Origin of the sequence: Citrobacter sp. W9 (assembly GCF_026719375.1) — a bacterium.
GTDB classification, from domain to species: Bacteria; Pseudomonadota; Gammaproteobacteria; order Enterobacterales; family Enterobacteriaceae; genus Citrobacter; species Citrobacter werkmanii.
On the sequence record NZ_JAPPTE010000012.1, the window covers coordinates 52446 to 78911 of the forward strand.

25 protein-coding genes are annotated in these 26466 nt (G+C 51.4%); 8 read left to right on the forward strand and 17 right to left on the reverse strand.

Going from position 1 to position 26466, the window contains the following annotated elements; translation table 11 throughout:
- Window positions 1–38: 38 nt before the first annotated feature.
- The gene (gene gdhA / locus OOJ59_RS17035; protein ID WP_160956201.1) at window positions 39–1382 is read left to right on the forward strand and encodes an NADP-specific glutamate dehydrogenase; all 1344 of its coding nucleotides are present in this window, start codon (window positions 39–41) and stop codon (window positions 1380–1382) included.
- 89 nt (window positions 1383–1471) lie between these two features.
- On the opposite strand, the gene topB is transcribed toward gdhA, so the two are convergent.
- From topB to OOJ59_RS17050, 3 genes are all read right to left on the reverse strand, one after another.
- Entirely contained in the window at window positions 1472–3418 is a 1947-nt protein-coding gene (topB, locus tag OOJ59_RS17040) for a DNA topoisomerase III (RefSeq protein ID WP_160956210.1), read from the reverse strand.
- A 4-nt stretch (window positions 3419–3422) separates the two neighbouring features.
- Window positions 3423–4466, reverse strand: a complete 1044-nt coding sequence (gene selD, locus OOJ59_RS17045; RefSeq protein ID WP_085049511.1) for a selenide, water dikinase SelD — start codon at window positions 4464–4466, stop codon at window positions 3423–3425.
- Between the two features lie 116 nt (window positions 4467–4582).
- The gene (locus OOJ59_RS17050; protein ID WP_038640085.1) at window positions 4583–5134 is read right to left on the reverse strand and encodes an NAD(P)H nitroreductase; all 552 of its coding nucleotides are present in this window, start codon (window positions 5132–5134) and stop codon (window positions 4583–4585) included.
- A gap of 174 nt (window positions 5135–5308) precedes the next feature.
- Between OOJ59_RS17050 and sppA the strand changes: the two genes are divergently transcribed.
- Entirely contained in the window at window positions 5309–7165 is a 1857-nt protein-coding gene (sppA, locus tag OOJ59_RS17055) for a signal peptide peptidase SppA (protein ID WP_160956200.1), read from the forward strand.
- Here the strand turns inward: sppA and OOJ59_RS17060 are convergent.
- Both OOJ59_RS17060 and OOJ59_RS17065 read right to left on the reverse strand, forming a co-directional pair.
- On the reverse strand, window positions 7162–8253 hold the full coding sequence (locus OOJ59_RS17060) for a GlxA family transcriptional regulator (protein ID WP_038640083.1): 1092 nt from the start codon (window positions 8251–8253) through the stop codon (window positions 7162–7164). The two genes, sppA and OOJ59_RS17060, sit on opposite strands and share 4 nt — an antisense overlap.
- Window positions 8250–9185 (reverse strand): DMT family transporter, encoded by a 936-nt coding sequence (locus OOJ59_RS17065; protein WP_226809221.1) that lies wholly within the window; start codon window positions 9183–9185, stop codon window positions 8250–8252. Before OOJ59_RS17065 ends, OOJ59_RS17060 begins: the two co-directional genes overlap by 4 nt.
- 200 nt (window positions 9186–9385) lie before the next feature.
- Here OOJ59_RS17065 and ansA point away from each other — a divergent pair, with 200 nt between their 5' ends.
- Window positions 9386–10402, forward strand: a complete 1017-nt coding sequence (gene ansA / locus OOJ59_RS17070; protein ID WP_038640081.1) for an asparaginase — start codon at window positions 9386–9388, stop codon at window positions 10400–10402.
- Window positions 10403–10416: 14 nt separating this feature from the next.
- On the forward strand, window positions 10417–11055 hold the full coding sequence (pncA, locus tag OOJ59_RS17075; protein WP_369708910.1) for a bifunctional nicotinamidase/pyrazinamidase: 639 nt from the start codon (window positions 10417–10419) through the stop codon (window positions 11053–11055).
- Between the two features lie 37 nt (window positions 11056–11092).
- Here the strand turns inward: pncA and OOJ59_RS17080 are convergent, their stop codons facing one another.
- From OOJ59_RS17080 to OOJ59_RS17115, 8 genes are all read right to left on the reverse strand, one after another.
- A complete protein-coding gene (locus OOJ59_RS17080; RefSeq protein WP_069324290.1) occupies window positions 11093–12451 on the reverse strand; it encodes an MFS transporter in 1359 nt (452 codons plus the stop codon).
- Window positions 12452–12591: 140 nt separating this feature from the next.
- Window positions 12592–13350 carry a DeoR/GlpR family DNA-binding transcription regulator gene (locus OOJ59_RS17085; protein WP_032943120.1) on the reverse strand — a complete coding sequence of 253 codons (759 nt, stop codon included), beginning with the start codon at window positions 13348–13350 and terminating at the stop codon, window positions 12592–12594.
- A 135-nt stretch (window positions 13351–13485) separates the two neighbouring features.
- Window positions 13486–14469: an NADH-dependent methylglyoxal reductase gene (ydjG, locus tag OOJ59_RS17090; protein ID WP_137347181.1), complete on the reverse strand. Its 984-nt coding sequence runs from the start codon at window positions 14467–14469 to the stop codon at window positions 13486–13488.
- A gap of 9 nt (window positions 14470–14478) precedes the next feature.
- On the reverse strand, window positions 14479–15426 hold the full coding sequence (locus OOJ59_RS17095; protein WP_160956199.1) for a carbohydrate kinase family protein: 948 nt from the start codon (window positions 15424–15426) through the stop codon (window positions 14479–14481).
- Between the two features lie 4 nt (window positions 15427–15430).
- Window positions 15431–16267 (reverse strand): ketose-bisphosphate aldolase, encoded by an 837-nt coding sequence (locus OOJ59_RS17100; protein ID WP_038640077.1) that lies wholly within the window; start codon window positions 16265–16267, stop codon window positions 15431–15433.
- A 20-nt stretch (window positions 16268–16287) separates the two neighbouring features.
- Entirely contained in the window at window positions 16288–17331 is a 1044-nt protein-coding gene (locus OOJ59_RS17105) for an NAD(P)-dependent alcohol dehydrogenase (RefSeq protein WP_069324293.1), read from the reverse strand.
- 17 nt (window positions 17332–17348) lie between these two features.
- Window positions 17349–18728, reverse strand: coding sequence for an MFS transporter (locus tag OOJ59_RS17110; RefSeq protein ID WP_193157028.1), 1380 nt, complete (start codon window positions 18726–18728; stop codon window positions 17349–17351).
- Window positions 18729–18754: 26 nt separating this feature from the next.
- Complete coding sequence (locus tag OOJ59_RS17115) at window positions 18755–19831, reverse strand: zinc-binding dehydrogenase (protein ID WP_085049517.1); 1077 nt, start codon at window positions 19829–19831, stop codon at window positions 18755–18757.
- A 295-nt stretch (window positions 19832–20126) separates the two neighbouring features.
- On the opposite strand from OOJ59_RS17115, the gene OOJ59_RS17120 reads away from it, so the two are divergent.
- Both OOJ59_RS17120 and yajD read left to right on the forward strand, forming a co-directional pair.
- Window positions 20127–21380 (forward strand): glycoside hydrolase family 18 protein, encoded by a 1254-nt coding sequence (locus tag OOJ59_RS17120; RefSeq protein WP_160956486.1) that lies wholly within the window; start codon window positions 20127–20129, stop codon window positions 21378–21380.
- A gap of 94 nt (window positions 21381–21474) precedes the next feature.
- The gene (yajD, locus tag OOJ59_RS17125) at window positions 21475–21819 is read left to right on the forward strand and encodes an HNH nuclease YajD (protein ID WP_003832478.1); all 345 of its coding nucleotides are present in this window, start codon (window positions 21475–21477) and stop codon (window positions 21817–21819) included.
- Window positions 21820–21862: 43 nt separating this feature from the next.
- Here the strand turns inward: yajD and OOJ59_RS17130 are convergent, their stop codons facing one another.
- Entirely contained in the window at window positions 21863–22138 is a 276-nt protein-coding gene (locus OOJ59_RS17130; RefSeq protein ID WP_003030693.1) for a YeaC family protein, read from the reverse strand.
- A 42-nt stretch (window positions 22139–22180) separates the two neighbouring features.
- Window positions 22181–22594: a peptide-methionine (R)-S-oxide reductase MsrB gene (gene msrB, locus OOJ59_RS17135; protein ID WP_006684886.1), complete on the reverse strand. Its 414-nt coding sequence runs from the start codon at window positions 22592–22594 to the stop codon at window positions 22181–22183.
- A 341-nt stretch (window positions 22595–22935) separates the two neighbouring features.
- Between msrB and gapA the strand changes: the two genes are divergently transcribed.
- Window positions 22936–23931 carry a glyceraldehyde-3-phosphate dehydrogenase gene (gene gapA, locus OOJ59_RS17140; RefSeq protein WP_003030697.1) on the forward strand — a complete coding sequence of 332 codons (996 nt, stop codon included), beginning with the start codon at window positions 22936–22938 and terminating at the stop codon, window positions 23929–23931.
- Window positions 23932–24129: 198 nt separating this feature from the next.
- Complete coding sequence (locus OOJ59_RS17145; protein WP_087857699.1) at window positions 24130–25014, forward strand: D-hexose-6-phosphate mutarotase; 885 nt, start codon at window positions 24130–24132, stop codon at window positions 25012–25014.
- Between the two features lie 62 nt (window positions 25015–25076).
- Here the strand turns inward: OOJ59_RS17145 and OOJ59_RS17150 are convergent, their stop codons facing one another.
- On the reverse strand, window positions 25077–25931 hold the full coding sequence (locus OOJ59_RS17150) for an aldo/keto reductase (protein ID WP_159121288.1): 855 nt from the start codon (window positions 25929–25931) through the stop codon (window positions 25077–25079).
- Window positions 25932–26111: 180 nt separating this feature from the next.
- Window positions 26112–26462 carry a hypothetical protein gene (locus OOJ59_RS17155; RefSeq protein ID WP_042308899.1) on the reverse strand — a complete coding sequence of 117 codons (351 nt, stop codon included), beginning with the start codon at window positions 26460–26462 and terminating at the stop codon, window positions 26112–26114.
- Between the last annotated feature and the right edge of the window lie 4 nt (window positions 26463–26466).

Genomic DNA, 26466 nt, shown 5'->3' on the forward strand with positions numbered 1-26466 from the left:
AATATAACCATATCAATACATAAGAGGTTTTTATATCTATGGATCAGACATGTTCTCTGGAGTCGTTTCTTAACCATGTACAAAAGCGCGACCCAAACCAAACCGAGTTCGCGCAAGCCGTTCGTGAAGTGATGACGACGCTGTGGCCCTTCCTTGAGCAAAACCCACGTTATCGCCAGATGTCGCTGCTGGAGCGTCTGGTTGAGCCGGAGCGCGTGATCCAGTTCCGCGTAGTCTGGCTCGACGATCGTAATCAGGTGCAGGTTAACCGTGCGTGGCGCGTGCAGTTTAGCTCCGCCATTGGCCCATACAAAGGCGGTATGCGTTTCCACCCTTCCGTAAACCTGTCGATCCTGAAATTCCTCGGTTTCGAGCAGACCTTTAAAAATGCCCTCACCACGCTGCCGATGGGCGGGGGTAAAGGCGGGAGTGACTTCGACCCGAAAGGTAAAAGCGAAGGTGAAGTGATGCGTTTCTGCCAGGCGCTGATGACCGAGCTGTTCCGCCATTTAGGTCCCGATACCGACGTTCCGGCGGGCGATATCGGCGTGGGTGGTCGTGAAGTCGGCTTTATGGCCGGGATGATGAAAAAACTGTCCAACAACAGCGCCTGCGTCTTTACCGGTAAAGGTCTCTCTTTCGGCGGCAGCCTGATCCGCCCGGAAGCGACCGGCTATGGCCTGGTGTACTTCACCGAAGCGATGCTTAAACGTCATGGCCTCAGCTTTGAAGGCATGCGCGTGGCGGTCTCTGGCTCCGGTAACGTTGCACAATTCGCCATTGAGAAAGCCATGGAATTTGGCGCCCGGGTGGTGACCGCTTCCGACTCCAGCGGCACTGTGGTCGACGAAAGTGGATTTACCAAAGAAAAACTGGCGCGTCTGTGCGCGATCAAAGACAGCCGTGACGGTCGCGTGGCGGATTACGCCCGGGAGTTTGGCCTGACCTATCTCGAAGGCAAGCAGCCGTGGTCGGTTCCGGTCGATATCGCCCTGCCGTGCGCCACCCAGAACGAACTTGATGTCGACGCGGCGCGCGTACTGATCGCCAACGGCGTGAAAGCTGTCGCCGAAGGGGCCAACATGCCGACCACCATCGAAGCCACCGACCTGTTCCTCGAAGCGGGCGTTCTGTTCGCGCCGGGTAAAGCCGCCAACGCCGGTGGCGTAGCGACCTCCGGTCTGGAAATGGCGCAAAACGCCGCACGTCTGGGCTGGAAAGCGGAGAAAGTGGACGCGCGCCTGCACCACATCATGCTGGATATTCACCATGCCTGCGTTGAATACGGCGCCGAAAGCAAACAAACCAACTACGTACGTGGCGCCAATATCGCGGGCTTCGTGAAGGTTGCCGACGCGATGCTGGGCCAGGGTGTGATTTAATATTGTCTCTGTAGAACCGTAGGCCGGATAAGGCACGGGTGCCGCATCCGGCAAAGCCTGATGGCGCTACGCTTATCAGGCCTACAGACTTACACGCCTGCCTCTTCGGATGGCGGGCTTTTTTTCGCCGGGCGTTTACGCGGCGCGCTCTTTTTCTTATCACCACCACTGCCACCCGGCGCGACAATTCCCCGGAAGCGCCGTACCGGCGTACTGCGCGCCTGATCGATGAGCTGATACAGCGTTCCCACCAGCGGCTGCATGAAATCCTGATAACGACACTGTTTTTCGCTGATTTGGGTCAGAATAGATTCCCAGTGCGCGGTCATATCCGGACGCGTCGCCATTTCCGGCAGCGAGTGAAACAACGCTTTTCCGGCATCGGTCGAATGGATATAGCGCCCTTTTTTCACCAGGAATCCGCGTTTAAACAGCAGCTCGATAATCCCGGCGCGCGTCGCTTCCGTACCTAATCCATCCGTGGCGCGCAGGATCTTTTTCAGATCTTTATCCTGCACAAAGCGCGCAATCCCGGTCATCGCTGACAGCAACGTCGCATCGGTAAAATGGCGTGGCGGCTGAGTCTGACGTTCAACCACTTCGCCTTTTTCGCACAGCAATTCATCGTCTTTAGCCACCACCGGCAACGGCGTCCCGTCGTTATCTTCATCGCGCTCCTTATTGCCAAGCAGCGTGCGCCATCCGGCCTCCGCCAGAAAACGCGCTTTGGCGACAAACTTGCCTTTGGCAATATCCAGCTCAATAACGCACTTGCGGAATACCGCATCCGCACAAAACTGCATCAGATACTGACGGGCAATCAGGTTGTAAATTTTCGCTTCGTTGTCGGTAAGGTTAATCGATGAACTCCGGGCCGTGGGAATGATAGCGTGGTGCGCATCCACCTTTTTATCGTCCCAGCAGCGATTTCGCGTATCGGGATCCACCGCGGGTTGCGGAAGCAGATCCGGCGCATGAACGCTAATTGCGTTCATTACCGCATGACGTCCGGCAAAATGTTCTTCCGGCAGATAACGGCTATCCGAACGCGGATAGGTAATCAATTTATGGGTTTCATACAGTTTCTGGCAGATATCCAGAACGTTCTGCGCGCTCAAACCAAAGCGTTTCGCCGCTTCAATCTGCAACGCCGACAGCGAAAACGGCAGCGGCGCGGATTCTGATTCCCGTTTATCGTTATAGCTGGTAACGAGCGCCGGCTGGCCGTTAATACGGTTCACCACGTGTTCGGCCAGCGTACGATTCAGCAAGCGCCCTTCTTCGTCCTGATACGGCTCACATGCTTCGCTGGGCTGCCAGATAGCGGTAAACCGCTCATCGGCGGGCGTCACGATATGCGCTTTCACTTCAAAGAAATCTTTGGCGACGAAGTTTTCAATCTCTTCATCGCGACGCACAACCAGGCCGAGCACCGGCGTCTGTACGCGCCCGACCGAGAGCACACCCTGATAGCCTGCGTTTCGCCCAAGAATGGTGTAAGCACGGGTCATATTGATGCCGTACAGCCAGTCTGCCCGCGCCCGCGCCAGGGCCGACACGCACAGCGGGATGAACTCACTGTTGGCCCGCAGTCGCTCAATAGCGCGTTCGACGGCCTGCGGGTTGAGGTCGTTAATCAGACAACGTTGCACCTGCTGGCGCTTTTCGGGAGCCAGTTGCAGGTAATCCAGCACTTCATCCACCAGCAGTTGTCCTTCACGATCGGGGTCTCCCGCGTGAATAACCTCGCTGGCTTCATGTAAAAAGCGCTTGATAACGTTGAGCTGTTTGGTCACCGAAGGACGTGGCTGCAGTTGCCACTTTTCCGGGACAATCGGCAGATCGACCAGACTCCAGCGCGCATAACGGCTGTCGTAGGCGTCTGGCTGCGCCTGTTCAAGCAGGTGACCAATACACCAGGTCACCACTTGTCCATTTCCGCATTCAATAAAGCCGTCACCTTTGCGTTGCGGCTTTGGCAGCACATCGGCGATAGCGCGCGCCAGACTCGGTTTTTCGGCAATAAACAACCGCATCGAGTTAACGGATCTCAACCATGGCGCGACCGCCACGAGCTTCCACTAACTCACCAATCGCGGTGAGATCGATACCAAACTGTGCCGCTGCCGCTTTCACTTCGGCCTCCGCTTGTGGCGTTACCGCCAGCAGCAAACCGCCGGAGGTTTGCGGATCGCAGAGCAGGTCGCGAACCGGCTGCGGCATTTCACCCATCAGGTGTCCGTAGCTGGCAAAGTTACGCTGGGTACCGCCCGGCACCGCGCCCTGCGCGATGTACTCTTCAACGCCAGGAAGCTTAGGAATATCCTGGTAAACAATCTGCGCCTGAATGCCTGCGCCCTGACACATCTCGCTCAGATGTCCCAGCAGACCAAAACCGGTAACGTCGGTCATGGCTTTCACGCCCTCGATATCGGCAAATGCCGCACCGGCAATGTTCATCCGACACATCACTTCCGTCGCCAGCCCTTTGTGCTCCGGCTTCAGCAGCGATTTTTTCTCTGCGGTAGTCAGGACGCCAATGCCCAAAGGTTTGGTCAGGAACAGCTTGCATCCCGCCTCGGCGGTGCTGTTTTTCTTCACGCGTTCAGTCGGCACAACGCCGGTAACCGCAAGACCGAAGATAGGCTCCGGGGCATCGATAGAGTGACCGCCCGCCAGCGCGATACCCGCCTGACGGCAGGCAAAGCGTCCGCCTTCGGTCACTTCACGGGCGATTTCCGGCGCCAGCTTATCCAGCGGCCAGCCCAGAATAGCAATTGCCATAATCGGTTTGCCGCCCATAGCAAAAATATCGCTGATGGCGTTGGTGGCGGCAATACGGCCAAAATCAAACGGATTATCGACAATCGGCATAAAGAAATCGGTGGTGCTGATAACGCTGGTGCCATTACCCAAATCGTAGACAGCGGCGTCATCGCGGGTTTCATTACCCACGAGTAAGTTTGGATCAACGAACTTCGCCTGCTCGCTGTGCAGGATGGTTTCCAGCACTTTAGGGGAAATTTTACAACCGCAACCGGCTCCGTGGCTGTATTGCGTTAAACGAATAGCTTGCTCGCTCATGGACATCTCCTGTCATTGCAATTCGGATATGGTAGCGCTCATTCCATGATGTGGTAAGAGTGACTGTCTGAATTCAGGTGTCTTTGCTCATAATCCAGACAGTTTTGCCGTTGATATCAGAAATAACGAACAAAAGCGCTCGGATCGGCCAGGCTAATGGTCGTGGACGCTTTTAGCTGCGGTGTACCCAGATAGAGAAAACCGACGATCTTATCCTGCGGACGACAATCAAACGCTTCGCGAACTTCCGCGCTTTCCGTTAATGCGCCGCTACGCCAGATACCGCCAAAGCCCTGAGCAACAGCGGCCATCTGCATGGCCATTACCGCGCAACCGGCAGACATTTCCTGTTCCCACAGCGGAACCTTGTCGTTTTCTTCACATTTCGCGACGACGGTAATGATCAGCGGGGCGCGAAACGGCGCCGTCCGCGCTTTTTCCTGAGCTTTCTCGTCGCTGCCGGCGGCAATAGCGCCTTTTTCAAGCACGGCGCTAAAGCGCTCGCGCCCTTCGCCCTCAATGACAAAGAACTGCCACGGTTGCAGCGTTTTGTGGTCTGGCGCGCGCATTCCCGCCCGCAGAATGTTTTGCAGTTGCTCTCCCGCCGGTGCCGGTTCGACAAGACGAGAAGCGCTACGACGGGTGATGAGTAATTCGAGTGCATCCATTTGTTTAACTCCAACAATGAGATTTATTCACAAAATTAACACGTGAGCGGATTTTGTTACAGCACAGGCGGTGATTCCTGCTGACAAGTGCCCGTTGGGTCATTACGATAGCCACATCTTAACGCCTTTTTCGGGATAACCGGGTGGCGTGTTGTTAATCGGTAGGGAGAATACATGCGAACCCTGTGGCGATTTATTGCCGGATTTTTTAAATGGACATGGCGATTACTCAATTTCGTCCGTGAATTTGTGCTTAACCTGTTCTTTATCTTCTTGGTGCTGGTTGGCGTGGGGATCTGGATGCAGGTCAGTAGCAGCAACACCAGTGAACATGCTGAACGTGGCGCGCTGCTGTTGGATATCTCGGGCGTGATTGTCGACAAGCCTTCAAGCACCAGTCGCTTGAGCGCCATTGGTCGTCAGCTGTTTGGCACCAGTTCTGACCGACTGCAGGAAAACTCCCTGTTTGATATCGTGAATACCATTCGCCAGGCGAAAGATGACCGCAACATCACCGGCATCGTGATGGATTTGAAAAACTTTGCCGGGGCCGATCAGCCGTCCATGCAGTACATCGGTAAAGCGCTGCGGGAATTCCGCGACAGCGGCAAACCGGTCTTTGCCGTGGGCGATAACTTCAGCCAGGGGCAATATTACCTCGCCAGTTTTGCCAACAAAATTTACCTTTCTCCGCAGGGTTCCGTTGATCTGCACGGTTTTGCCACTAACGGTCTGTACTACAAGTCCCTGCTGGATAAACTGAAAGTCTCAACGCACGTGTTCCGCGTCGGTACCTATAAGTCTGCGGTAGAACCCTTCATCCGCGATGATATGTCCCCTGCCGCGCGCGAGGCCGATAGCCGCTGGATCGGCGAGCTGTGGCAGAACTATCTCGATACGGTAGCCGCAAACCGTCAGATCCCAGCCCAACAGGTGTTCCCCGGCGCGCAAGCGATGCTGGACGGTTTGACAAAAGTCGAGGGCGATACCGCAAAATACGCGCTCGACAACAAACTGGTGGATGCACTCGCCTCCAGCGCTGAAGTCGAAAAAATGCTGACCAAACAGTTCGGCTGGAGCAAAGCGGATAAAAACTTCCGCGCCGTCAGCTACTACGATTATTCGCTGAAAACCCCGGCGGATACCGGAGAGAGCATTGGCGTCATCTTCGCGAATGGCGCGATTATGGACGGTGAAGAAACCCCAGGGAATGTGGGCGGCGACACCACTGCCGCACAAATCCGCGAAGCGCGTCTTGATCCGAAGGTGAAAGCCATTGTTCTGCGAGTGAACAGTCCTGGCGGCAGCGTAAGCGCCTCCGAAGTGATCCGCGCTGAACTGGCTGCGGCCAAAGCAGCGGGCAAACCGGTCGTCGTGTCGATGGGCGGTATGGCGGCATCAGGCGGTTACTGGATCTCCACGCCAGCCAGTTACATTGTGGCTAACCCCAGCACACTGACCGGTTCAATCGGGATCTTTGGCGTGATCAACACAGTGGAAAACAGTCTGGATTCCATTGGCGTACATACCGACGGCGTAGCCACCTCTCCGCTGGCGGACATTTCCATCACTAAAGCGTTACCGCCTGAAGTACAGCAAATGATGCAACTGAGCATCGAGAACGGCTATAAGCGCTTTATCACGCTGGTCGCGAATGCACGTAAGACAACGCCAGAGCAGATTGACAAAATCGCTCAGGGCCACGTCTGGACCGGCCAGGATGCGAAAGCCAACGGTCTGGTCGACAGTCTGGGGGATTTTGACGACGCCGTCGCGAAAGCGGCTGAACTGGCCAAACTGAAACAATGGCACATTGAGTATTACCAGGACGAACCCACATTCGTGGATATGGTCATGGACAGTATGTCAGGTTCGGTTCGCGCCATGCTGCCCGCCGCCATTCAGGCAATGCTTCCGGCTCCGCTGGCTTCTGCGGCAAGTACGGTAAAAGCTGAAAGCGATAAGCTGGCCGCGTTTAACGATCCGCAAAACCGCTATGCGTTTTGCCTGACCTGCGCCAACGTTCGTTAACCGTCAAATGCTGCCCCGGATGGGGCAGCATTGATTCGGGTATTCCGACAATCCCCAGGCGTACAGCCAAATTCCCGACTAAACATGCGAATAAAGTGCGCGCAGTCGCTAAACCCCAGACGCAGCGCAATCTCCGTTACGCTCTCTCCAGAATTTATCAGCAGCCAATGGGCATAACGCAATCGGGCGCTACGGATAAACTCCCCCGGCGACTGAGAAAACTCAGCATTAAACAACCGGGTCAACTGCCGTGGACTCAGATTGACTTCTGCGGCAAGCCATTGGGTGGAGATAGGTTTAACCAACCCTTTCTCAATCAAAAATACGGCCTTACGTAAGCGGCTATCGCTCACATGCGTAAAGCCTATCGCTCTGGAAACCGCCACGGAAGTGCCGTCTATTCGGTTAGGCACTGACATCTGGAAAATGGCTTTTGTCGCTCTGTCGGGGCCACAGTGTCGGCGAATAAGCTCCGTCGCCAGTCCGATCGTTGAGATACCGCCCGGGCAAGTCAGTATCCCCTTTTCTTCATGGAAATCGACGCCGGTTCGGGCGGTCAACAGAGGAAATTGCGTCTTAAAATCGTTCAGATGCCAGGGATGAACCGCCGCAGTTAATCCCTGTAGAAAACCCTCCTGCGCCAGAACAAAGCTGCCCGTACAAACACCGACCAGCGGGATATTCCGCTGATGGGCAAGATGCAGATAACGCCGCGCGGCAGGGTCCGCTTTTGCCATACTGCGCAATAGCCCACCGATCACCACGATATAATCGAACTGCTCCGGGGTAACGAATGCACTATCCGGCATCATCGCCATGCCCGAACTGCTTAAAACAGGCTGTTCTGGCGTAGCGCTCATCAGACGCCAGGAACAGCGGATCTTCTGGCTGTCATCCCCCATATCCGCCGCGTGACGCAGCGCATCCGTCAACCCCGCCAGTGCCAGTAAAGGAAATTCAGGCCATAGTACAATCCCGACATTTAATTGCGGCCTGAGGGGCATCGCTGTCTGGTTCGCATCAATGGCGGTGATAATATCGCGATCCGCTTTTCCACCTGGGGGCAACGCAATGTTGTTTTTCTTCACTTCAGGCTCCGGTTTAAACCCGGGCGATGGCGCAAAATTGCCCGGGACGGTAATGACACACAAAGCAATCCTGTCAGTATCAACAGCGCCCCTACGATAAACGCAGGCTGTAGCGATTCTCCCAGAAACATCACACCGGCGATAATCCCCATCGCAGGCGTCATCAGAACCAGCGTTCCCAGCGAAGCAACATGATAATTACGCAGCAGAGTAAACCAGATTAGATAGCTTGAAAATGCGACGACCAGCGTCTGGAAAGTCAGACTAGCCATCAATGTCGAGGTCATATGTATCGTCGTTTCACCCAGCATCAAACCAATAAGCAATAACACAATACCGGTGATAGCGAGTTGATAAAACAACGTACACGATGAAGGGATAGTAGCAAGACGACTGCAGCGAATCACAACGCTGGACGTTCCCCAGGCAATGCCCGCAAACAGCCCGCACAAATCGCCTGCCAGACTCCACTGCGTATTCCCGTCATGCGCAACCCACATCACGGCGACGGCAATCCCGAAAAAGGCGATGCCCAACCCGCACCACTGCAGACGGCTCAGGCGTTCCTCAGGCAAAATAATATGTAACCCGACAGCGGAAAACAACGGCGCGGTGTACAGATAAAGCGCCATATGAGAGGCAGTCGTCAGCGTTATTCCGACAGAAACCAACACGAACTCAAGCGCAAAAAGCAGCCCAACGATAGTACCCATTCTGGCAATACTGCGCTCACGCAGGCGGCCAAATATATTATCCCGGCGGTGAAAAAGCAGTCCAATCAGCAGCGCGGCGATTGCAGAACGCAACCCCACCTGAAGAAACGGCGACATATCATCAGCCGCGGATTTAATCGCAACCTGTTGACTGCCCCAGACACCGCAAATCACCACCATCAGCAAAATAGCGGCATTATCAATTCTCTTTCTGATCATTTCTCGATCCGTAAAAGTACGCGTAAAAGAAGGTCGATACTGTAGGACTGAGGGGGGAGAACCACACTGTATAATCGGGACAACGCACTGAACGTAAATGACATATTGATCAGACAACCGGTATGCGTCATTTGCGCTGTCTTTTTTCAGGAGGGACTTTATACTGCGCCTGTTCATGCACAACTTAATCTGTGACGCCCATGCAAAAGAAATCGATTTACGTTGCCTATACCGGCGGTACCATTGGTATGCAGCGCTCAGAACAGGGTTATATCCCCGTTTCTGGTCATCTTCAGCGCCAGCTGGCATTGATGCCAGAATTCCACCGCCCTGAGATGCCAGACTTCACCATCCATGAATACGATCCGCTGATGGATTCTTCCGATATGACGCCGGAAGACTGGCAGCATATTGCGGAAGACATTAAATCGCACTATGACGATTACGATGGTTTTGTCATTCTCCACGGCACCGACACCATGGCGTTTACCGCTTCGGCACTCTCTTTCATGCTGGAGAATCTCGGCAAGCCGGTGATTGTGACAGGGTCACAAATACCACTGGCAGAATTACGCTCCGACGGACAAATTAATTTGCTGAATGCGCTCTACGTTGCAGCGAATTATCCGATTAACGAAGTGACCCTGTTCTTCAATAATCGACTGTTTCGCGGCAACCGTACCACCAAAGCGCATGCCGATGGTTTTGACGCCTTTGCCTCACCCAATCTTTCCCCTCTACTGGAAGCGGGTATCCATATCCGTCGACTGGGAACACCACCTGCGCCACACGGGACGGGCGAACTGATTGTTCACCCTATCACGCCACAACCGATTGGCGTGGTGACTATTTATCCTGGGATTTCTGCCGATGTGGTACGCAACTTCTTGCGCCAGCCGGTTAAAGCGTTAATTTTACGCTCTTACGGCGTGGGCAATGCGCCACAAAATAAAGAGTTTCTGCAAGAGCTTGAAGATGCCAGCTCACGCGGCATCGTGGTGGTTAACCTTACGCAGTGTATGTCCGGCAAGGTGAACATGGGCGGTTACGCGACGGGGAACGCGCTGGCGCATGCTGGCGTTATCGGCGGTGCGGATATGACGGTCGAAGCAACGCTCACCAAACTGCACTATTTGCTGAGTCAGGGGCTGGACACGCAGAGCATTCGTCAAGCAATGTCGCAAAACCTGCGTGGCGAGCTCACGCCAGACGAATAAAGGAGTCAATGCCCATGGCCCGAGCCTTACTGTTGGTCGATTTACAGAATGACTTTTGTGCCGGCGGCGCCCTCGCCGTCCCGCAAGGCGACAGCACCATCGATATTGCTAACCGCCTGATCGACTGGTGCGCCCCACGCGGCGACACCGTCGTCGCCAGTCTGGACTGGCATCCGGCTAATCATGGTAGTTTTGCCAGCCAGCACCAGGTTGAACCTTACAGTCAGGGGCAACTGGACGGCCTGGCGCAGACGTTCTGGCCCGACCATTGCGTGCAAAACAGCGAAGGGGCAGCCCTGCATCCTTTGCTGAACCAGCGCGCGATAGCGCAAACCTTCACTAAGGGCGAAAACCCGCTGGTCGACAGTTATAGTGCGTTTTTTGATAATGGTCGTCGTCAGGCAACCGCACTGAACGCATGGCTGCTCGAACATCGCGTTGCCGAGCTCATCATCATGGGGCTGGCGACCGATTATTGCGTAAAATTTACCGTTCTGGATGCGCTCGATCTGGGTTACGCCGTCAGCGTCATTACCGACGGTTGTCGTGGCGTCAATATTTCCCCCCAGGACAGTGCAAACGCCTTTATGGAAATGGCGGCGGCGGGTGCGACGTTGTATACGCTGGATGACTGGCTGGAAACCCAACCGTAAGCGACGCCGACAGGATCGCTCCTGTCGGCACGTTATTTCAGGCCAGGGTTGAAATCTCTTCCAGAGAAACTTTGCGTGTTTCGATGCCAAAGCACAACAGAATCAGTGCGCAGAGCACCAGCATAACGCCCAGCACGATAAAGACAGTGGTCGAGCCGTAGCGTGTCAACAGAATAGCGACGCCATAAGGCGTAAATACCGCGACAATCCTGCCCACCGCATTCACGAAACCCGAACCACGCAATCTCAGATGTGTCGGCCACAACTCCGGGACATATACCGCAGAGGCAAAGCAAACATACATATACAGAAAAAAGATCATCACCAACCCGTAGCTCAAAATGGCCCACTCTTCAGTTTGAATCGAATAGAAATATCCGAGCAGCGCGATAATAACGAGTAAGAATGAACCAAACAGCCTCCGTGGAAAACGATCGATAATCATCGCGGCAATAAATATTCCAACGGGCGCGCCAATCATAATTATCGCGGTCATAAAGATAGACTTCGTCACATCGATTCCCGAATTAACAAAAATCGTTGGGATCCATACTGTGATGGTATAGAGCGAAATATTCATCGCGATAAGCACAGTGATCGCCACCAGCGTACAGCGCAACATCGGCCCCTTGAACAGTAGCCAAAATGAACCACTTTCCACGCCAGAGTGCACCGCCAGGCACTGGCTCTGACAGGAGGGTAAGGTGATATTTTTCTCTGTCTCAATCTGCGACTCCACCAGTATCAGGTGTTTTTCAGCTTCACTTCTCTGTCCCTTACCAGCCAGCCAACGGGGAGATTCGATAAAGTACTTTCCGGACAGATACCAGGCCAACAGCATTGTCGCGCCACCGAGCAGAAACATCACCCGCCAGCTTAACCAGGCAATAACCACGACGCCAACAGCCGCGGACAGCATCGGCGACCAGTTACCAACAAATGACAGGCGGGCAGACCACTTTCCACGTACTGCAGGCGGAATAAATTCGGTAAACGAAGCATAGCCCACCATAATCAGCGCCCCCATTCCGATCCCCATCAGGCAACGGAAAAAAATAAGCCAGTACATGTTGGGCACAAACGTTGCCGCGCAAGCAGAGACCCCAACAATCAGCAAATTAATGCGGAATGCCTTGCGTCGACCGAGATAATCACCAATAAAGCCCCCGGTTAGCGAACCGACAAAATAGCCAAACATCAGCGCCGAGGTAAATGCTGCGTTGAGATAATTGTTAGACCAACCAGTACTGACTAATTTTGCCAATACCACATTCCCGGAATAACTGAGGAAACCGGTGACTAATAAACTAAAACTTATAATGCCAAAAATACGAAAATGAAATCGCGATAAGGGTAAACGATCTAATCTTGCACCGATAGGGTCACATTGTTCCATCTGGATGCCTCAAATTCAACTAAACAGAAAGTATGGCGCTCGCGGCAGTGGTAATTTTGCCGCGCCATCCATCATCATTAGATTTTTATGGCATTATCCAGGTGCAAACTAAAATAATATCGACACGAGTAACGTTAAAATTAATAAACGAGTTGAATATTATTCTCTTTACAAAACGCAATCCACTCTGCACCCGGTGCCTTATTGGTTATAAGGTAGTTAATATGGCTAAAGTCCACGAGCTGGACGAAAGCTTTACGATCAAACTTTGAGTGATCAACCAACAGGGCCACCTCAGTCGCCTGGCGGATCATGGTTTTTTTGATTTCCGCTTCTGCTTCGTTAGAGTCAAGCGCCCCACTTTGCATATCCAGACCTTTGCAGCTCATCACCATAATATCAACATGATAGCGACTAATGATCTCCTTGGTGATCCTTCCCTGCAACGACAACGTATTCTTATTCAGTTCGCCGCCAGTAGAAACGACGTTAATTTCTGACTGCGCCAGTTCATGAAATGCTTCAGCCGAGTTGGTTAACAGCGTCAGATCGTTTCTTTCCTTTAACAACTTTAATAATTCCATCGCCGTACTGCTGGAGTCAGCGGCCATTGTGGTTTTATTTTTAATAAACGGTAATGCATTACGAGCAATGATCTGCTTCTCTTCAAAAAAAGACTTTGCACGTTTATAAAAATGAATATTGTCAGACAACGCGGTGGTATTAAGTACCGCACCACCATATGTTCGGGTCAAAAAACCTTCATCTTCCAGCTTCTCGAGATCGCGGCGAATTGTTTCCTCAGTTACCTGAAAGATGGAACTTAAATTAGATACCGCCACTTTCTTATCATTAGCCACCATTTGCTTAATGGCCTGAATCCTGTCTTTTGCCGCCACGATGACACCTCTGTTTCCTGCAAAGTAATAATAAGACCCTAGTATCTCACAGGCTATGTTTATTTTCAAAAGAACATGTCTGAATCACAGATTTAGTACTCTTTTACACAGAAACAGAGGTCATTGCCAGCTGGATTATTTTATATCCAACGCTTCTGCCATTTGTCTCATCAATGATGAATCGCCATCAGTCAGGGCAACGGTCAGCGCCTCGACGTTTTCGCGAACCTGTTCAGGCGCGGTCGCCCCGCTCAGTAAGGTGATTAAATCGCTTTGCTTCAAAATCCACGCCAACGCCAGCGCGGGGATCGTGCAACGGTATTTTTCACACAATGGCCGCCATTGCTCGAGCATATCAATCACCCGCAGCATATTTTCCCGTTGGAACCAGACTTTGTTGGCCCGTGCGCCGCCAGGAATATAATCCCGCGCGATTGTTCCAGTCAGTAAACCCTGTTCGAGCGGTGAATAAACCTGCACGACGATGCCATGCTGCTGACATAACGGCAACAATTCAGCTTCCAGTCCGCGATCAAGGATGCTGTACTTAGCCTGCACGATATCCAGCTCACCGTGTTTGAGATACTCCCTGATATGCCCTGCATCCACGTTGGCAGCACCGATAGATCGAATCTTGCCTTCTTTCTTAAGTGCGTTCAGCGTGTCTACGGTTTCCGCAATCGGTGTAAAACAGGGTTCGACCGATTGCCAGTGGGTCATATAGATATCAATGCTTTCTATACCCAACCTTTGCAAACTGGCATCGACCTCTTCACGAATCGACTCGGGCGTGAGGTTTTTATACAACTGGCGATCGCCCACTTTGTTAAAAAGGCTGCCTGTCCGCTCCCAGACAATGCCGCATTTAGTTTCAACCACGATATCTTTACGCGGTAACTTTTTCAGCGCCTGCCCAACAATGACTTCACTATTACCAAAGTTGTAGCCTGGAGCGGTATCAATCAGATTAATACCGCAGCGATGCGCCTCGACAATGGTATCGATACAAACCTGCAGATCGAGATCGCCGTTCCATGCCGGACCGCCACCAATGGCCCATGTCCCTAATCCCATGCGGGAAAGCATAATATCCGTACTGCCTAAAGGAATCTTTTTCATCTGCCGTTATTACCCTTCATATTCATCAAGAAGTTGTTCAACCAGCTTTCTGTTTTTTACGCCCGTTGTGGCGCCCACGCTCAGTACCGATATTGCTGCCGTTGCGTTAGCAAACAGTGCGCACTCGCGCAGCGACTTGCCTTCAAGTAACGCGGAGATAAATCCCGAGGCAAAATTATCTCCCGCGCCGATGGTGTCGATAGCGGTAATTCCTGAAACCGCCGGGACCTCCATTTTCATATCGGTACGCTTGATAAAGCAGCCTCTTTTACCGGTCTTAATCACTACCGTTTTTACGCCACAGCTCAGGAAACTGTCGGCAATTTCATCCAGCGTCTCTTTGCCGGTAAGCTGTTTTGCTTCCTCAAAATTAGGAAACAAATAGTCTACGTAGCTCAAAGCCTGGCGAATATCGTTCAGCGTTTCATTAAGTCGTGGCTTAATCATATCGGCACAAATAATTAACCGATGTGCTTTCGCCTGAGTGAAGATCGTCGTTAATGCTTCGCCGTCGAGTAGCGGGCTGTTAAAAATACTCGCCAGCGACAGCAGCTTTGCCTGAGAGAAGCGGTCAAAATCAACATCGTTTATATTCAGCTTCCACAGGCTACCATTGCGGTTGGTGACAAAGGTGCGTTCGCCATCAGCTGTAACCAAACCCACGTTAATAGAAGTATCAATATCCGCATTCTGTTTCAGACTTTGAATATCAATGTTCTCCCGACGACAGTGGTCGAGAATAAAATGACCTGCCGCATCATCCCCTACCCGACTAATTAACGCAGTACGATGCCCAAGGCGAGAAATAATAGTCGCTTCATTAATCGCGTCGCCCCCGGTGGTCATGGTAATACGTTCTAACGGATAAGAATCTACATCAAAGATATTTTTACTCACTGGCTGTAAGGGGATATCAACAATTGCAGCCCCTATACAAATAACCTCGATATTATCCATATTGTCATTCCGCTTTACCGTCAGAGCCAAACAGTTTGATTTTTTCCAACGCTCGCTCTTTTACTGCTTTACGAACTTCACGTTCAACATGCAGGAATGGCTGGTTCTGGTTCTCCTGCACCGCCACCATTGCCGCCTGACACAGTTCGGTATGAATATTGATTTTAGAGATGCCTAATGAGATGGCTTTTTTAATATCCGCATCGCTAATGCCGGATGCCCCGTGCAGCACCAGCGGAACAGAAACCGCTCGGCGTACGCGCTCAACCACCTCGAAATTAAGTTTCGGCTCGGAGGTATATACGCCATGCTGGTTGCCAATCGCCACCGCCAGAGAGTCACAGCCGGTACGCTCGACAAATTCCGCCGCCTGGCTCGGGTCGGTATAGTGATAACCCGCCAGCGCCTCTTCGTACACCGTCTCATTGCCCACGTGGCCCAGCTCCGCTTCGACCGGAATGCCTAACGGATGAAAGAAGTCCACAGCCTCTTTGGTCAGACGAATATTCTCTTCAAAATCAAAGGCGGAGGCATCGCGCATCAGAGAGTTCATGCCATGAACCCAGGCGTTGTGAATAATCTCCATGCTACGTCCGTGATCCCAATGAGTAATAACCGGTACCGAGGCCTTTTTCGCCATCGAAACCATCATGTGCGAAAAATCTTCAAACGAGGTATTCCCCACAAATCCGGTGCCAAAAGAGATAATTACCGGCGATTTAGCCTCTTCTGCCGCATCAATGACCCCCATTAGCATTTCCGCATTCCACACGTTAAAGTGAGCAATCGCATAATGTTTATTCTGAGCATCGTTTTCCCAATATTTAATATCTGCCAGCATGGTGTTTCTCCCTATTTAAATTAATGGTTAATTTTAATAACGCCTTTAATAATCTCGCGTTTGTTATTGACGGATTCGTCAAACGCGCGCTGAACATCTGCATAATCATAAATATGCGTCACCATCGACTTCACATCGAAACGCCCGGAGGAAATGGCTTCAATGGTGACCGGGTAGCGATTGGCATAGCGGAAAACAGTTTGTATTGAGACTTCACGATTAATTTTGAGGAAGTTAATCGCTGAATCGCCAGGCACCGTGCCCACGATCATGATTTTCCCACCGCGCATTACCAGATATGGCGCCTGCTTAACCGTGATGGCCGAACCGGCAGTTTCGAAAACAATGTCTGCCCCCATATCGCCGGAAAACTGTTGGCAGCAGGCAACGGTGTCCTCCTTCGCACCGTTAATCACGACCGTCGCGCCAAGCTGCCCGGCCATCGCCAGACGTTTATCCAGGACATCAACAACAGCGATGTCGGTAGCCCCCAAACATTTACAGGCTTGCAGGGTCATTAAACCAATACAGCCAGCCCCCAGAATGACGATTTTCTTGCCCGGCTTCACGTCCGCCAGCATTGCGGCATGCATCCCTACCGCCGCAGGCTCTACCAGAGCGCCTTCCATGGTGTCCATATTGTCCGGCAGCTTGTAAGTAAAGCTTTCCGGGTGGCACAGATAGTACGTTAGCGCACCGCGATAATTTGGCTGTGTGGCCATAAAATCGACGTCAGGACAGATGTTGTATTTCCCTTCCAGACAGTAGCGGCAGTGGCCACACGGCACGCCGGGTTCAATGTTGACCCGGTCGCCCGGTTTAAATTTACTAACGCGACTTCCCACTGCCACCACCGTACCGGCGCATTCATGCCCAAGACCTATTTCCTGATTGGGATCTTTCGGCGGAATAAAGGGGCCCGATTCAAAACCGTGAACATCTGAACCGCAAATACCAACATATTCAACTTTAATTAGCACTTCATGCTCTTTAGGTACCGGAATATCGGCGGCAATGATTTTCATCGTGCCCGGCGTTTTTAATATCGCTTTTGAATTTTTCATTTTATTTCCCGTCAATATTATTTGCTGGTAACGGCATCGATACCGAGACTCTCGACAGAGACGCCTTTTGTTTCAATTCCAATGGTGGCAATAGCAACAGCGACAATAATTGAGACTGCGCCCAGCAGTACAAATACGCCCGTCACGCCATAACTATTAAGTAATACAGCGACCGCATAAGGCGCGGCGATACCGCTGATACGCCCTATCGCGTTAGCAAGCCCAGACCCGCGCAGCTTCGCTTCAGTCGGCCATATCTCTGGAACATATACCGCGGAGGCATAGCAAACGTACATATACACAAAGGTAATCAGGAAGAAACCAATTAATGTGATTAGCAACATGCTGGTTTGCAGCGAATAGATATAACCCAGCAGGGCAATTAACACTAATAACCCCACCCCCATCGTTTTCCTCGGAATTTTATCCATTACCAGCATGGCGATGAAAATCCCAAACGGCGCACCGAACATACTCATGGTATTTAAGACTATGGAGTCTTTCAGATTAATCCCCTGAGTCATAAATATTGTCGGTAACCAGTTAATTAAGGTGTACTGCACAACGTTCATGGCAATCAGAACAAAGGAGCCCAGAATCACCCGCTTTAATAAAACTCCCGTTAATAAGGCGGAGTACGGCACTGAACGCGGTTGTTTGTCATCATCTTCTGTCACGACCGGCGGTAGTGGCTTACCTGTCTGTCGAATGACACCGTCTTCAATGGCCCGCATCACCTGTTCAGCTTCCTGATAGCGTCCGCGAGACTCCAGCCAACGGGGCGACTCCGGGAAACTGCGCCATGCAATAACGGTTGCAATGAGCGACAGCACAGCCGGAATCAACAACTGTACGCGCCAGTTCCATTCCGCGCTGATCAGTGGCGTTAACCCCATCGCAATCAGTGAACAGAGCGGATAAGACCAGTTGCCGATAAACGAGACCCGACTGGACCATGTGCCACGATTCCGTCCTGGCATATATTCGGTAAACCCGGCAAAAAGGGTTACCAGCAACGCGCCTAAACCCACCCCCATGACAAAACGACAGGCGATCAGAAAGGTCATATTGGGTGAAAACGCGCCAATTACCATGGATATAATATGAATCGCTTCATACAGGATAAACGCGTTTTTACGCCCGGTTTTATCACCGATAATTCCGCCACCCAGTGCACCAAGAAACATACCCGCTGTAGTAATGGCGGAAAACGTGGCGGTGGTAGAATTATCGGTCCAACCGAGTTCTTTTAGCTGCGCGAGAATTAATCCGCCAACGGCATTACTCCAGCAAACCAGTAATCCGAAGGCTACCATAGCGAACATCGACGTATGCCAGCGGCAGTCAGGCAGCCTGTCCAACCTGGCGCCGCAGTGCGGTTTTGCAATCTGTTCCATGCGATAACGTCCCTTTAATAAACATGTTATTCATCAAAGTCGTAAGTCATGATGACTTTAATCGCGGTTTTATCGACCATGGCGTCAAAACCTTCGCGCCATTGCGATAAGCCGATACGGTGAGTGATCATCGGTTTGACTTTAATCGCACCGCTCGCAAGCAGACGAATGGCGTTACGCCAGGAAGTGGAGTCGTAAGCCATATGACCAATAATGCTTTTGTTCCACGCGGTAATATCATTAATGGAGAAGTCGAGTGGTTTGAAACCCATCCCTACGCGGACAACTTCACCGTTGGGACGCAGCATTTCAATAGCTTGTTTCAGGGCAATATTGGCACCGGAACATTCGATAACTAATCCCAGATTGTCTTTGCCGCAGATTTCCTGACAACGGGCGACCACATCTTCGTTCGAACCGTTGACGACCGCCGTCGCCCCCAACTCTTTGGCGATAGGAAAGCGCACCGCGACATCCTCTTCCAGCCCGACCATGACGATATTAACGGCCCCCATAATGCGTGCCATTTGCACGGAAAAGAGACCTAGCGGGCCAGTACCGAAAACCACCACGTCCTGACCTGGGAGAAATTTGGACTGTTGGGCGATAGATTTGTAGGCATTACAGATGGGGTCCAGGACTGCCGCCTCTTCATAATCAACACCAGGCGGGATTTCCCACAGCGCATGGCGGTGAATTTTGAGGATTTCCCCAGGAACCAGACAATATTTCGAAAACCCACCGCCCCAGGTATTGTTGTCCAGGCCTAAATTCACCTTTTCTGTACAACAAAGAAAATCACCTTGTTCGCAGGCAGGACAGACACCGCAAACGTGCCCGCTGTTGTCAGAAACCACGCGCTGACCCACTTTCCAGTCCTTAACCTTGTCGCCGACCTGGACAATTCGACCGGCAAATTCGTGACCACGAATCGAATTAAACTGGTCGGAACCACTGTCAACGTTATAGTGCTTCATATCTGCGCCACAGATAGCAGCTGCCCTGATTTCAATCACAACGTCATCCGGACCACATACCGGCTCCGGAACATCAATCATCTTGTAGCCACCAAAGGCCTTGCCAAATCTTGCCAGTGCTTTCATTGAATTTTCCTTTGTGTTTAGTTTTGCATCAGTGATCATCATACTTATCCATGTAATTTTTGAGGTCAACACAAAATCTTTAAAACACAGATTAAGATCTGCATTTCACAACTCAGATCACAAATAAGTGCAAAGATGTACTGAAACCTACAGAAACGTGGAGGCCGCTTCGCCTGTACGCCGTGAACCCCTTCGCATTTTTTCTGTTATGAAACGGTTAATCTGTAAGAGCTGTTTTTTTCGCCACGCCTTTCCGTGGCGTGTTTACTTGTTTAAATGTCAAAGAGGAACACCGATGAAACTATTGCCTTTGTTGGCAGCATTCCCCCTGCTCTGCGCCAGCGTTGTTTCCGCCAATTCACTGATGTCAGTTGGCTACTTTAATGGCGGTGGCGATGTCACTGCCGGTCCAGGCGGCGATATCAATAAACTGGATGTGCGCCAGATAACCCACCTCAACTATTCGTTTGGTCTTGTCTACAACAACGAGAAAGACGAAACCAATGACGCCCTAAAAGACGCCAGCAAGCTGCATCAGATTTGGCTTTCAGAGAAAGTGCAGGCTGATTTGCAGAAAATCCCGGAGCTGCGTAAGCAGAATCCGAATCTGAAAGTTCTGCTTTCTGTCGGGGGTTGGGGGGCGCGTGGATTCTCAGGCGCGGCAGCAACGAAAGAAACACGAGCGATATTCATTCAGTCTGCGCAGGAAATCATTGAGAAATACGGTCTGGATGGTATCGACCTCGACTGGGAATATCCGGTCAATGGCGCATGGGGACTGGTCGAAAGCCAACCAACCGATCGCGCTAACTTTACCGCGCTGTTAAAAGAGCTGCGGGCAGCATTAGGGCATAAAAAGCTACTGACCATTGCCGTGGGTGCGAATGCGGAAAGTCCGAAAAGTTGGGTGGATGTAAAAGCCATTGCGCCATCACTCGACTACATCAATTTGATGACCTATGACATGGCCTACGGCACTCAATATTTCAACTCCAACCTGTATGATTCGACGAAATGGCCGACCGTCGCCGCCGCAGATAAGTACAGTGCGGATTTTGTGGTCAATAACTATCTCGCCGCCGGGTTAAAACCGAGCCAGATGAATCTGGGTATTGGTTTTTATGGACGCGTACCAAAACGCGCCGTTGAACCGGGAATTGACTGGAGCAAACCTGACGCGCAGAAGAGCCCTGCCACCCAGCCCTATTTCGAAGCAGCACAAATTGCGTTGTTCAAATCATTGGGCGTCGATCTGAGCAAAGATACCTATGTGAAGTACAACGATATCGTGGCGAAGCTGATCAACGATCCGCAGAAGCGCTTTAGCCAGCATTGGGATGATGAGGCGAAAGTACCGTGGCTGTCGGTACAGTCAGCAGACGGGAAAGCGCTCTTTGCCCTCTCCTATGAAAACCCGCGCTCGGTGGCGATCAAAGCCGACTACATCAAGAGTAAGGGGCTGGGAGGCGCCATGTTCTGGGAATACGGTGCGGATGACAACAATCAACTGGCTAAACAGTTAGCCGATTCATTGGGCATCAAACACTGATCCCAACGCCTGACACAATAGGTTATGATTACCGAATTCCGCTGCGCCAGCCTTTGGCGCAGCTATTCATTTTCTATTGGAGGCATGAGCTTTTATGGCTTTTATCCCTAAAAATTACGCTCGTCTGGAAGTTGGTTACCGGGAAAAAGCGCTTAAGCTCTTCCCCTGGGTCTGCGGACGCTGTTCCCGCGAGTTTGTCTATTCAAATTTGCGCGAGTTGACGGTACACCATATCGATCACGATCACTCCAATAACCCGGAAGATGGTAGCAACTGGGAAATGTTGTGCCTGTATTGTCACGATCACGAGCATTCTAAATATACGGAAGCGGACCAGTATGGTTCAACGGTGGTTGCCGGAGAAGATGCGCAGAAGGCTGTTGGCGAAGCGAAATATAATCCGTTTGCCGATCTGAAGGCGATGATGAACAAAAAATAACAGCGACTGCGGGCCCGACATCATGACTGCCGGGCCAGGATTATCAGGATTTGAACGTTGCTATAGGCTCAGGCGTAATACCAAATTCAACCTTTAGCTGCTGCTTGCTCTTCATCACCATCTCACCGTTGGTATCAATCGTCATATGTTGCGCATCAATGTTGTTGCGCGCCTGCCATAACATCACCAGTTGTAAGCTGTTCTCTTTTTGTTCTGCCGTTAGCGCCACGCCATCCGGCCATTTTCCGAGTTCAACGGCGGTAGATAAGCGCTGATAAACTTCCGGCGTCATGCTGTTGATCATCTCATCAAGATTCATGTTAAATCCCCTCTCCGTAGAATAATTTGCTGAATCGTTTCTTCAACCCTTAATTTGTTCACCGTTTTCGCCATCGGTAAAGTTCAAAGAGGCTGAGTTGACACAGTAGCGCTCACCGGTAGGTTTTGGGCCATCCGGGAAGACGTGTCCCAGGTGCGCATCACAGTTCCCACAGCGGATTTCAATGCGCTGCATACCATGCGAGGTATCTTTTATGTAACGGATAGCCTCTTCGCTGACCGGCTCGTAAAAACTGGGCCAGCCGCAGCCAGAGTCATATTTTGTCTCGGAACGAAATAGCGGTTTATCGCAGATCAAACAGTGGTAGATGCCGTCACGCTTGTTATGCAGCAAACGCCCGGTAAATGGCGGTTCTGTCCCGTGATTCTGCGTCACGTAGAACTGCATTTCTGTTAAATTTTTTTTCAGTTCTTCTGGAGAAGGTTGATTAGCCATTTGCTCACATCTCGCTTTATCTAAACTCACATCGCGAGACAGATTCTAACAAAACATTAACACCGGAGTGCGAACTTTTGTTCTAAACTTGATCCTTGCGAAATGGCAGCCTGCAATTCGTGATCAGAATCACGTTTTTATCTTGATTGCCCTTTAAAATTCGGGCCGCCGACCCCATGTGGTTTCAAGCCCAAAGGAAGAGTGAGGCGAGTCAGTTGCGTAAAGCTTAGGCAGCAGATTGATTTGTCGCAATGATTGACACGATTCCGCTTGACGCTGCGTAAGGTTTTTGTAATTTTACAGGCAACCTTTTATTCACTAACAAATAGCTGGTGGAATATATGACTATCAAAGTAGGTATCAACGGTTTTGGCCGTATCGGTCGCATTGTTTTCCGTGCTGCTCAAGAACGCTCTGACATCGAGATCGTTGCAATCAACGACCTGTTAGACGCTGACTACATGGCTTACATGCTGAAATATGACTCCACTCACGGCCGTTTCAACGGTACCGTTGAAGTGAAAGACGGTCATCTGATCGTAAACGGTAAAAAAATCCGTGTTACCGCTGAACGTGATCCGGCTAACCTGAAATGGGACGAAGTTGGTGTTGACGTAGTAGCTGAAGCTACTGGCCTGTTCCTGACAGATGAAACCGCTCGTAAGCACATCACTGCTGGCGCGAAAAAAGTGGTTCTGACTGGTCCGTCCAAAGATAACACTCCGATGTTTGTTAAAGGCGCTAACTTTGACAAATACGAAGGTCAGGACATCGTTTCTAACGCTTCCTGCACCACTAACTGCCTGGCTCCGCTGGCTAAAGTTATCAACGACAACTTCGGCATCATCGAAGGTCTGATGACTACTGTTCACGCGACCACCGCTACTCAGAAAACCGTTGACGGCCCGTCTCACAAAGACTGGCGCGGCGGCCGCGGCGCATCCCAGAACATCATCCCGTCCTCTACCGGCGCTGCTAAAGCTGTAGGTAAAGTACTGCCAGAACTGAACGGCAAACTGACTGGTATGGCGTTCCGCGTTCCTACCCCGAACGTATCCGTTGTTGACCTGACCGTTCGTCTGGAAAAAGCTGCTTCTTACGAAGAAATTAAGAAAGCAATCAAAGCTGCTTCCGAAGGCCCGATGAAAGGCGTTCTGGGTTACACCGAAGACGACGTAGTATCTACCGATTTCAACGGTGAAGTTTGCACTTCCGTGTTCGATGCTAAAGCAGGTATCGCACTGAACGACAACTTCGTGAAACTGGTATCCTGGTACGACAACGAAACCGGCTACTCCAACAAAGTTCTGGATCTGATTGCTCACATCTCCAAATAAGTTGAGATGAAACAGTAATCTGTAAGAGCGACTATGGTCGCTCTTTTTTTTGCCTGAAGATACCCGTCATACTTCGAGTTGCAGGTGTGTTGGCTACGCTCTCTCACCCGAATCACTTACTACAGTAAGCTCATCGGGGTTCGTTCACTTGCCGCCGTCCTGCAACCCGAATTATTTAGGGTTAAAAAGGATTGCGTAATGATTAATAAAATTTTTGCACTTCCGGTAGTCGAACAAATTGCCCCGGTACTCTCCCGCCGTCAGCTTGATGAGCTTGAGGTCATTGTTGTCGATCACCCGCAGGTTAAAGCCTCTTTTGCGCTGCAGGGCGCACATCTTCTTTCCTGGAAACCAAACGGTGAAGAAGAAGTCCTGTGGTTAAGTAACAATACGCCGTTTAAAACCGGTGTTGCGCTGCGTGGCGGCGTACCGATTTGCTGGCCGTGGTTTGGCCCTGCCGCTCAGCCAGGCCTGCCGTCTCATGGTTTTGCACGTAACCTGCCCTGGACGCTGAAGGCGCATAACGAAGACGAGAAAGGTGTCGTACTGACGTTCGAACTGCAAAGCAGTGCTGAAACGCGTCAGCTTTGGCCGCACGAGTTCTGCCTGCTGGCCCGTTTCAAAGTGGGCGCCACCTGCGAGATGGAGCTGGAAGCGCACGGTGAGTTTGAAACCACCTCCGCGCTGCATACCTATTTCAATGTGGGTGATATTGCGGCGGTGAAAGTCAGCGGTCTTGGCGATCGTCTGATCGATAAAGTGAATGATGCCAAAGAAGACGTACTGGCTGATGGTATCCAGACCTTCCCGGACCGTACCGATCGTGTCTATCTGAATCCGGAAGCGTGCAGCGTCATTCATGATGATGCGCTGAATCGCAATATTGACGTAATCCACCACCACCATCTGAATGTCGTGGGCTGGAACCCAGGCCCGGCGCTGTCTGTCAGCATGGGCGACATGCCGGATGACGGCTACAAAACATTTGTTTGCGTAGAAACGGCTTACGCCACGGCACCGCAGAAAACCACCGAAGAAAAACCGTCTCGTCTGGCACAAACGATTCGTGTTGCTAAGCGCTAAGATCGTGTCAGTTGCCTGATAGTGTTTGCGCCATCAGGCAACTCAGCGCGCCATGCGGCAAATCAGGCCATATCCAGCGCCGTTTTACCTTTTGGCGCCGGATATGCCTTATCTAACTGCGTCAGCTCATCGGCAGAGAGCGTTATCTCCAGTGCCGCGGCATTCTGTTCGACATGCGCCACATTCGCGGCTTTCGGAATGGCTATCACCCCCGAAAGACGAATAACCCATGCCAGTAAAATCTGCGCAGCGCTGGCATTGTGGGCGCGCGCAATGTCATTGACCACTGGGTTAGAAAGCAAGTCCCCCCGGAGCCGTCCTGCCTGAGCCAGCGGACTGTAGGCCATAACCGGCATCTGCTGTTGCTGGCACCATGGCAGTAAATCATATTCAATGCCGCGCGATGCTAAATGATAGAGCACCTGATTAGTTGCACAGTGTCGTCCACCTGCAACCTGCCATAATGCCTGCATATCATCGTAATCAAGATTAGAGACGCCCCAGCGGCGGATTTTGCCCTGCGCAATAAGCGTTTCCATAGCGTCGACGGTGTCAGCAAATGAAAAGTCTCCCGTCCAGTGCAACAAATAGAGATCCAGATAATCGGTTTTCAAACGACGCAGGCTGGCTTCGCAGGCGGCAATCGCTTTCTTGCCCGCGGCATTCCATGGATAAACCTTCGAAACTAAAAAAGCGCTATCACGCCGACCTGACAGCGCCTCGCCAACAACCTCTTCCGCTGCACCATCTGCGTACATTTCGGCTGTATCAATCAATCGCAGGCCAAGATCCAGCCCAGCCCGTAACGCGGCGACTTCATCCCGACGTCGGGCTGAATCCTCGCCCATGTACCATGTTCCCTGCCCAATCGCAGGAAGCGATACCTGCTCCGTAAACATCACCTGTTTCGCTGTCATCGCACCCTCCTGTGTTAATGCACCACAGTAAAGCAAAACAACAGACATGTGTCCTGTTATGGTGCACAAATTGCACCATCATAGTTTGGCGTGTCGCCCGTTAATGCGATTAAAGTCAAAGGCCCGGGATCTGATGCAGATCACGGACCTAAATAATGCAAAATTTTCACTAGCCAGCGCTTATTTCAACCGACCTAAATATTTGCCCTCTTTCATGGCGTTAATTTTTCCGTTTTTATAGACAATGACGGAAATCAAACCCGCACTGTAAGTTTGTGCATCGGCATTATTTTCATCATTTGCCGCAGGGTTGCCATTAATATATGCAATACCATCAGCGCCACGTTTAAAGTCCACGCCCAGCTTATTCACATGCACGGATGTGGTTTTGCTGGCGTGCACCGGGGCATTAGCGTCGCTGACCTGAGTTTTGTGTTCATGCTGTAATTGCTGACGATATGCTTCGCTGATAGCATAAGCAGGCGCAGCAGATGAAGCCACCAGCGCAGCGATAATAATCAATTTCTTCATGAGT

Excerpts from the sequence above, each read along its gene's own strand:
- gdhA (WP_160956201.1), top strand. The coding sequence starts at position 39 with ATGGATCAGACATGTTCTCTGGAGTCGTTTCTTAACCATGTACAAAAG.
- topB (WP_160956210.1), bottom strand. The coding sequence starts at position 3,418 with ATGCGGTTGTTTATTGCCGAAAAACCGAGTCTGGCGCGCGCTATCGCC.
- selD (WP_085049511.1), bottom strand. The coding sequence starts at position 4,466 with ATGAGCGAGCAAGCTATTCGTTTAACGCAATACAGCCACGGAGCCGGT.
- OOJ59_RS17050 (WP_038640085.1), bottom strand. The coding sequence starts at position 5,134 with ATGGATGCACTCGAATTACTCATCACCCGTCGTAGCGCTTCTCGTCTT.
- sppA (WP_160956200.1), top strand. The coding sequence starts at position 5,309 with ATGCGAACCCTGTGGCGATTTATTGCCGGATTTTTTAAATGGACATGG.
- OOJ59_RS17065 (WP_226809221.1), bottom strand. The coding sequence starts at position 9,185 with ATGATCAGAAAGAGAATTGATAATGCCGCTATTTTGCTGATGGTGGTG.
- ansA (WP_038640081.1), top strand. The coding sequence starts at position 9,386 with ATGCAAAAGAAATCGATTTACGTTGCCTATACCGGCGGTACCATTGGT.
- pncA (WP_369708910.1), top strand. The coding sequence starts at position 10,417 with ATGGCCCGAGCCTTACTGTTGGTCGATTTACAGAATGACTTTTGTGCC.
- OOJ59_RS17080 (WP_069324290.1), bottom strand. The coding sequence starts at position 12,451 with ATGGAACAATGTGACCCTATCGGTGCAAGATTAGATCGTTTACCCTTA.
- ydjG (WP_137347181.1), bottom strand. The coding sequence starts at position 14,469 with ATGAAAAAGATTCCTTTAGGCAGTACGGATATTATGCTTTCCCGCATG.
- OOJ59_RS17095 (WP_160956199.1), bottom strand. The coding sequence starts at position 15,426 with ATGGATAATATCGAGGTTATTTGTATAGGGGCTGCAATTGTTGATATC.
- OOJ59_RS17100 (WP_038640077.1), bottom strand. The coding sequence starts at position 16,267 with ATGCTGGCAGATATTAAATATTGGGAAAACGATGCTCAGAATAAACAT.
- OOJ59_RS17105 (WP_069324293.1), bottom strand. The coding sequence starts at position 17,331 with ATGAAAAATTCAAAAGCGATATTAAAAACGCCGGGCACGATGAAAATC.
- OOJ59_RS17110 (WP_193157028.1), bottom strand. The coding sequence starts at position 18,728 with ATGGAACAGATTGCAAAACCGCACTGCGGCGCCAGGTTGGACAGGCTG.
- OOJ59_RS17115 (WP_085049517.1), bottom strand. The coding sequence starts at position 19,831 with ATGAAAGCACTGGCAAGATTTGGCAAGGCCTTTGGTGGCTACAAGATG.
- OOJ59_RS17120 (WP_160956486.1), top strand. The coding sequence starts at position 20,127 with ATGAAACTATTGCCTTTGTTGGCAGCATTCCCCCTGCTCTGCGCCAGC.
- yajD (WP_003832478.1), top strand. The coding sequence starts at position 21,475 with ATGGCTTTTATCCCTAAAAATTACGCTCGTCTGGAAGTTGGTTACCGG.
- OOJ59_RS17130 (WP_003030693.1), bottom strand. The coding sequence starts at position 22,138 with ATGAATCTTGATGAGATGATCAACAGCATGACGCCGGAAGTTTATCAG.
- msrB (WP_006684886.1), bottom strand. The coding sequence starts at position 22,594 with ATGGCTAATCAACCTTCTCCAGAAGAACTGAAAAAAAATTTAACAGAA.
- gapA (WP_003030697.1), top strand. The coding sequence starts at position 22,936 with ATGACTATCAAAGTAGGTATCAACGGTTTTGGCCGTATCGGTCGCATT.
- OOJ59_RS17145 (WP_087857699.1), top strand. The coding sequence starts at position 24,130 with ATGATTAATAAAATTTTTGCACTTCCGGTAGTCGAACAAATTGCCCCG.
- OOJ59_RS17150 (WP_159121288.1), bottom strand. The coding sequence starts at position 25,931 with ATGACAGCGAAACAGGTGATGTTTACGGAGCAGGTATCGCTTCCTGCG.
- OOJ59_RS17155 (WP_042308899.1), bottom strand. The coding sequence starts at position 26,462 with ATGAAGAAATTGATTATTATCGCTGCGCTGGTGGCTTCATCTGCTGCG.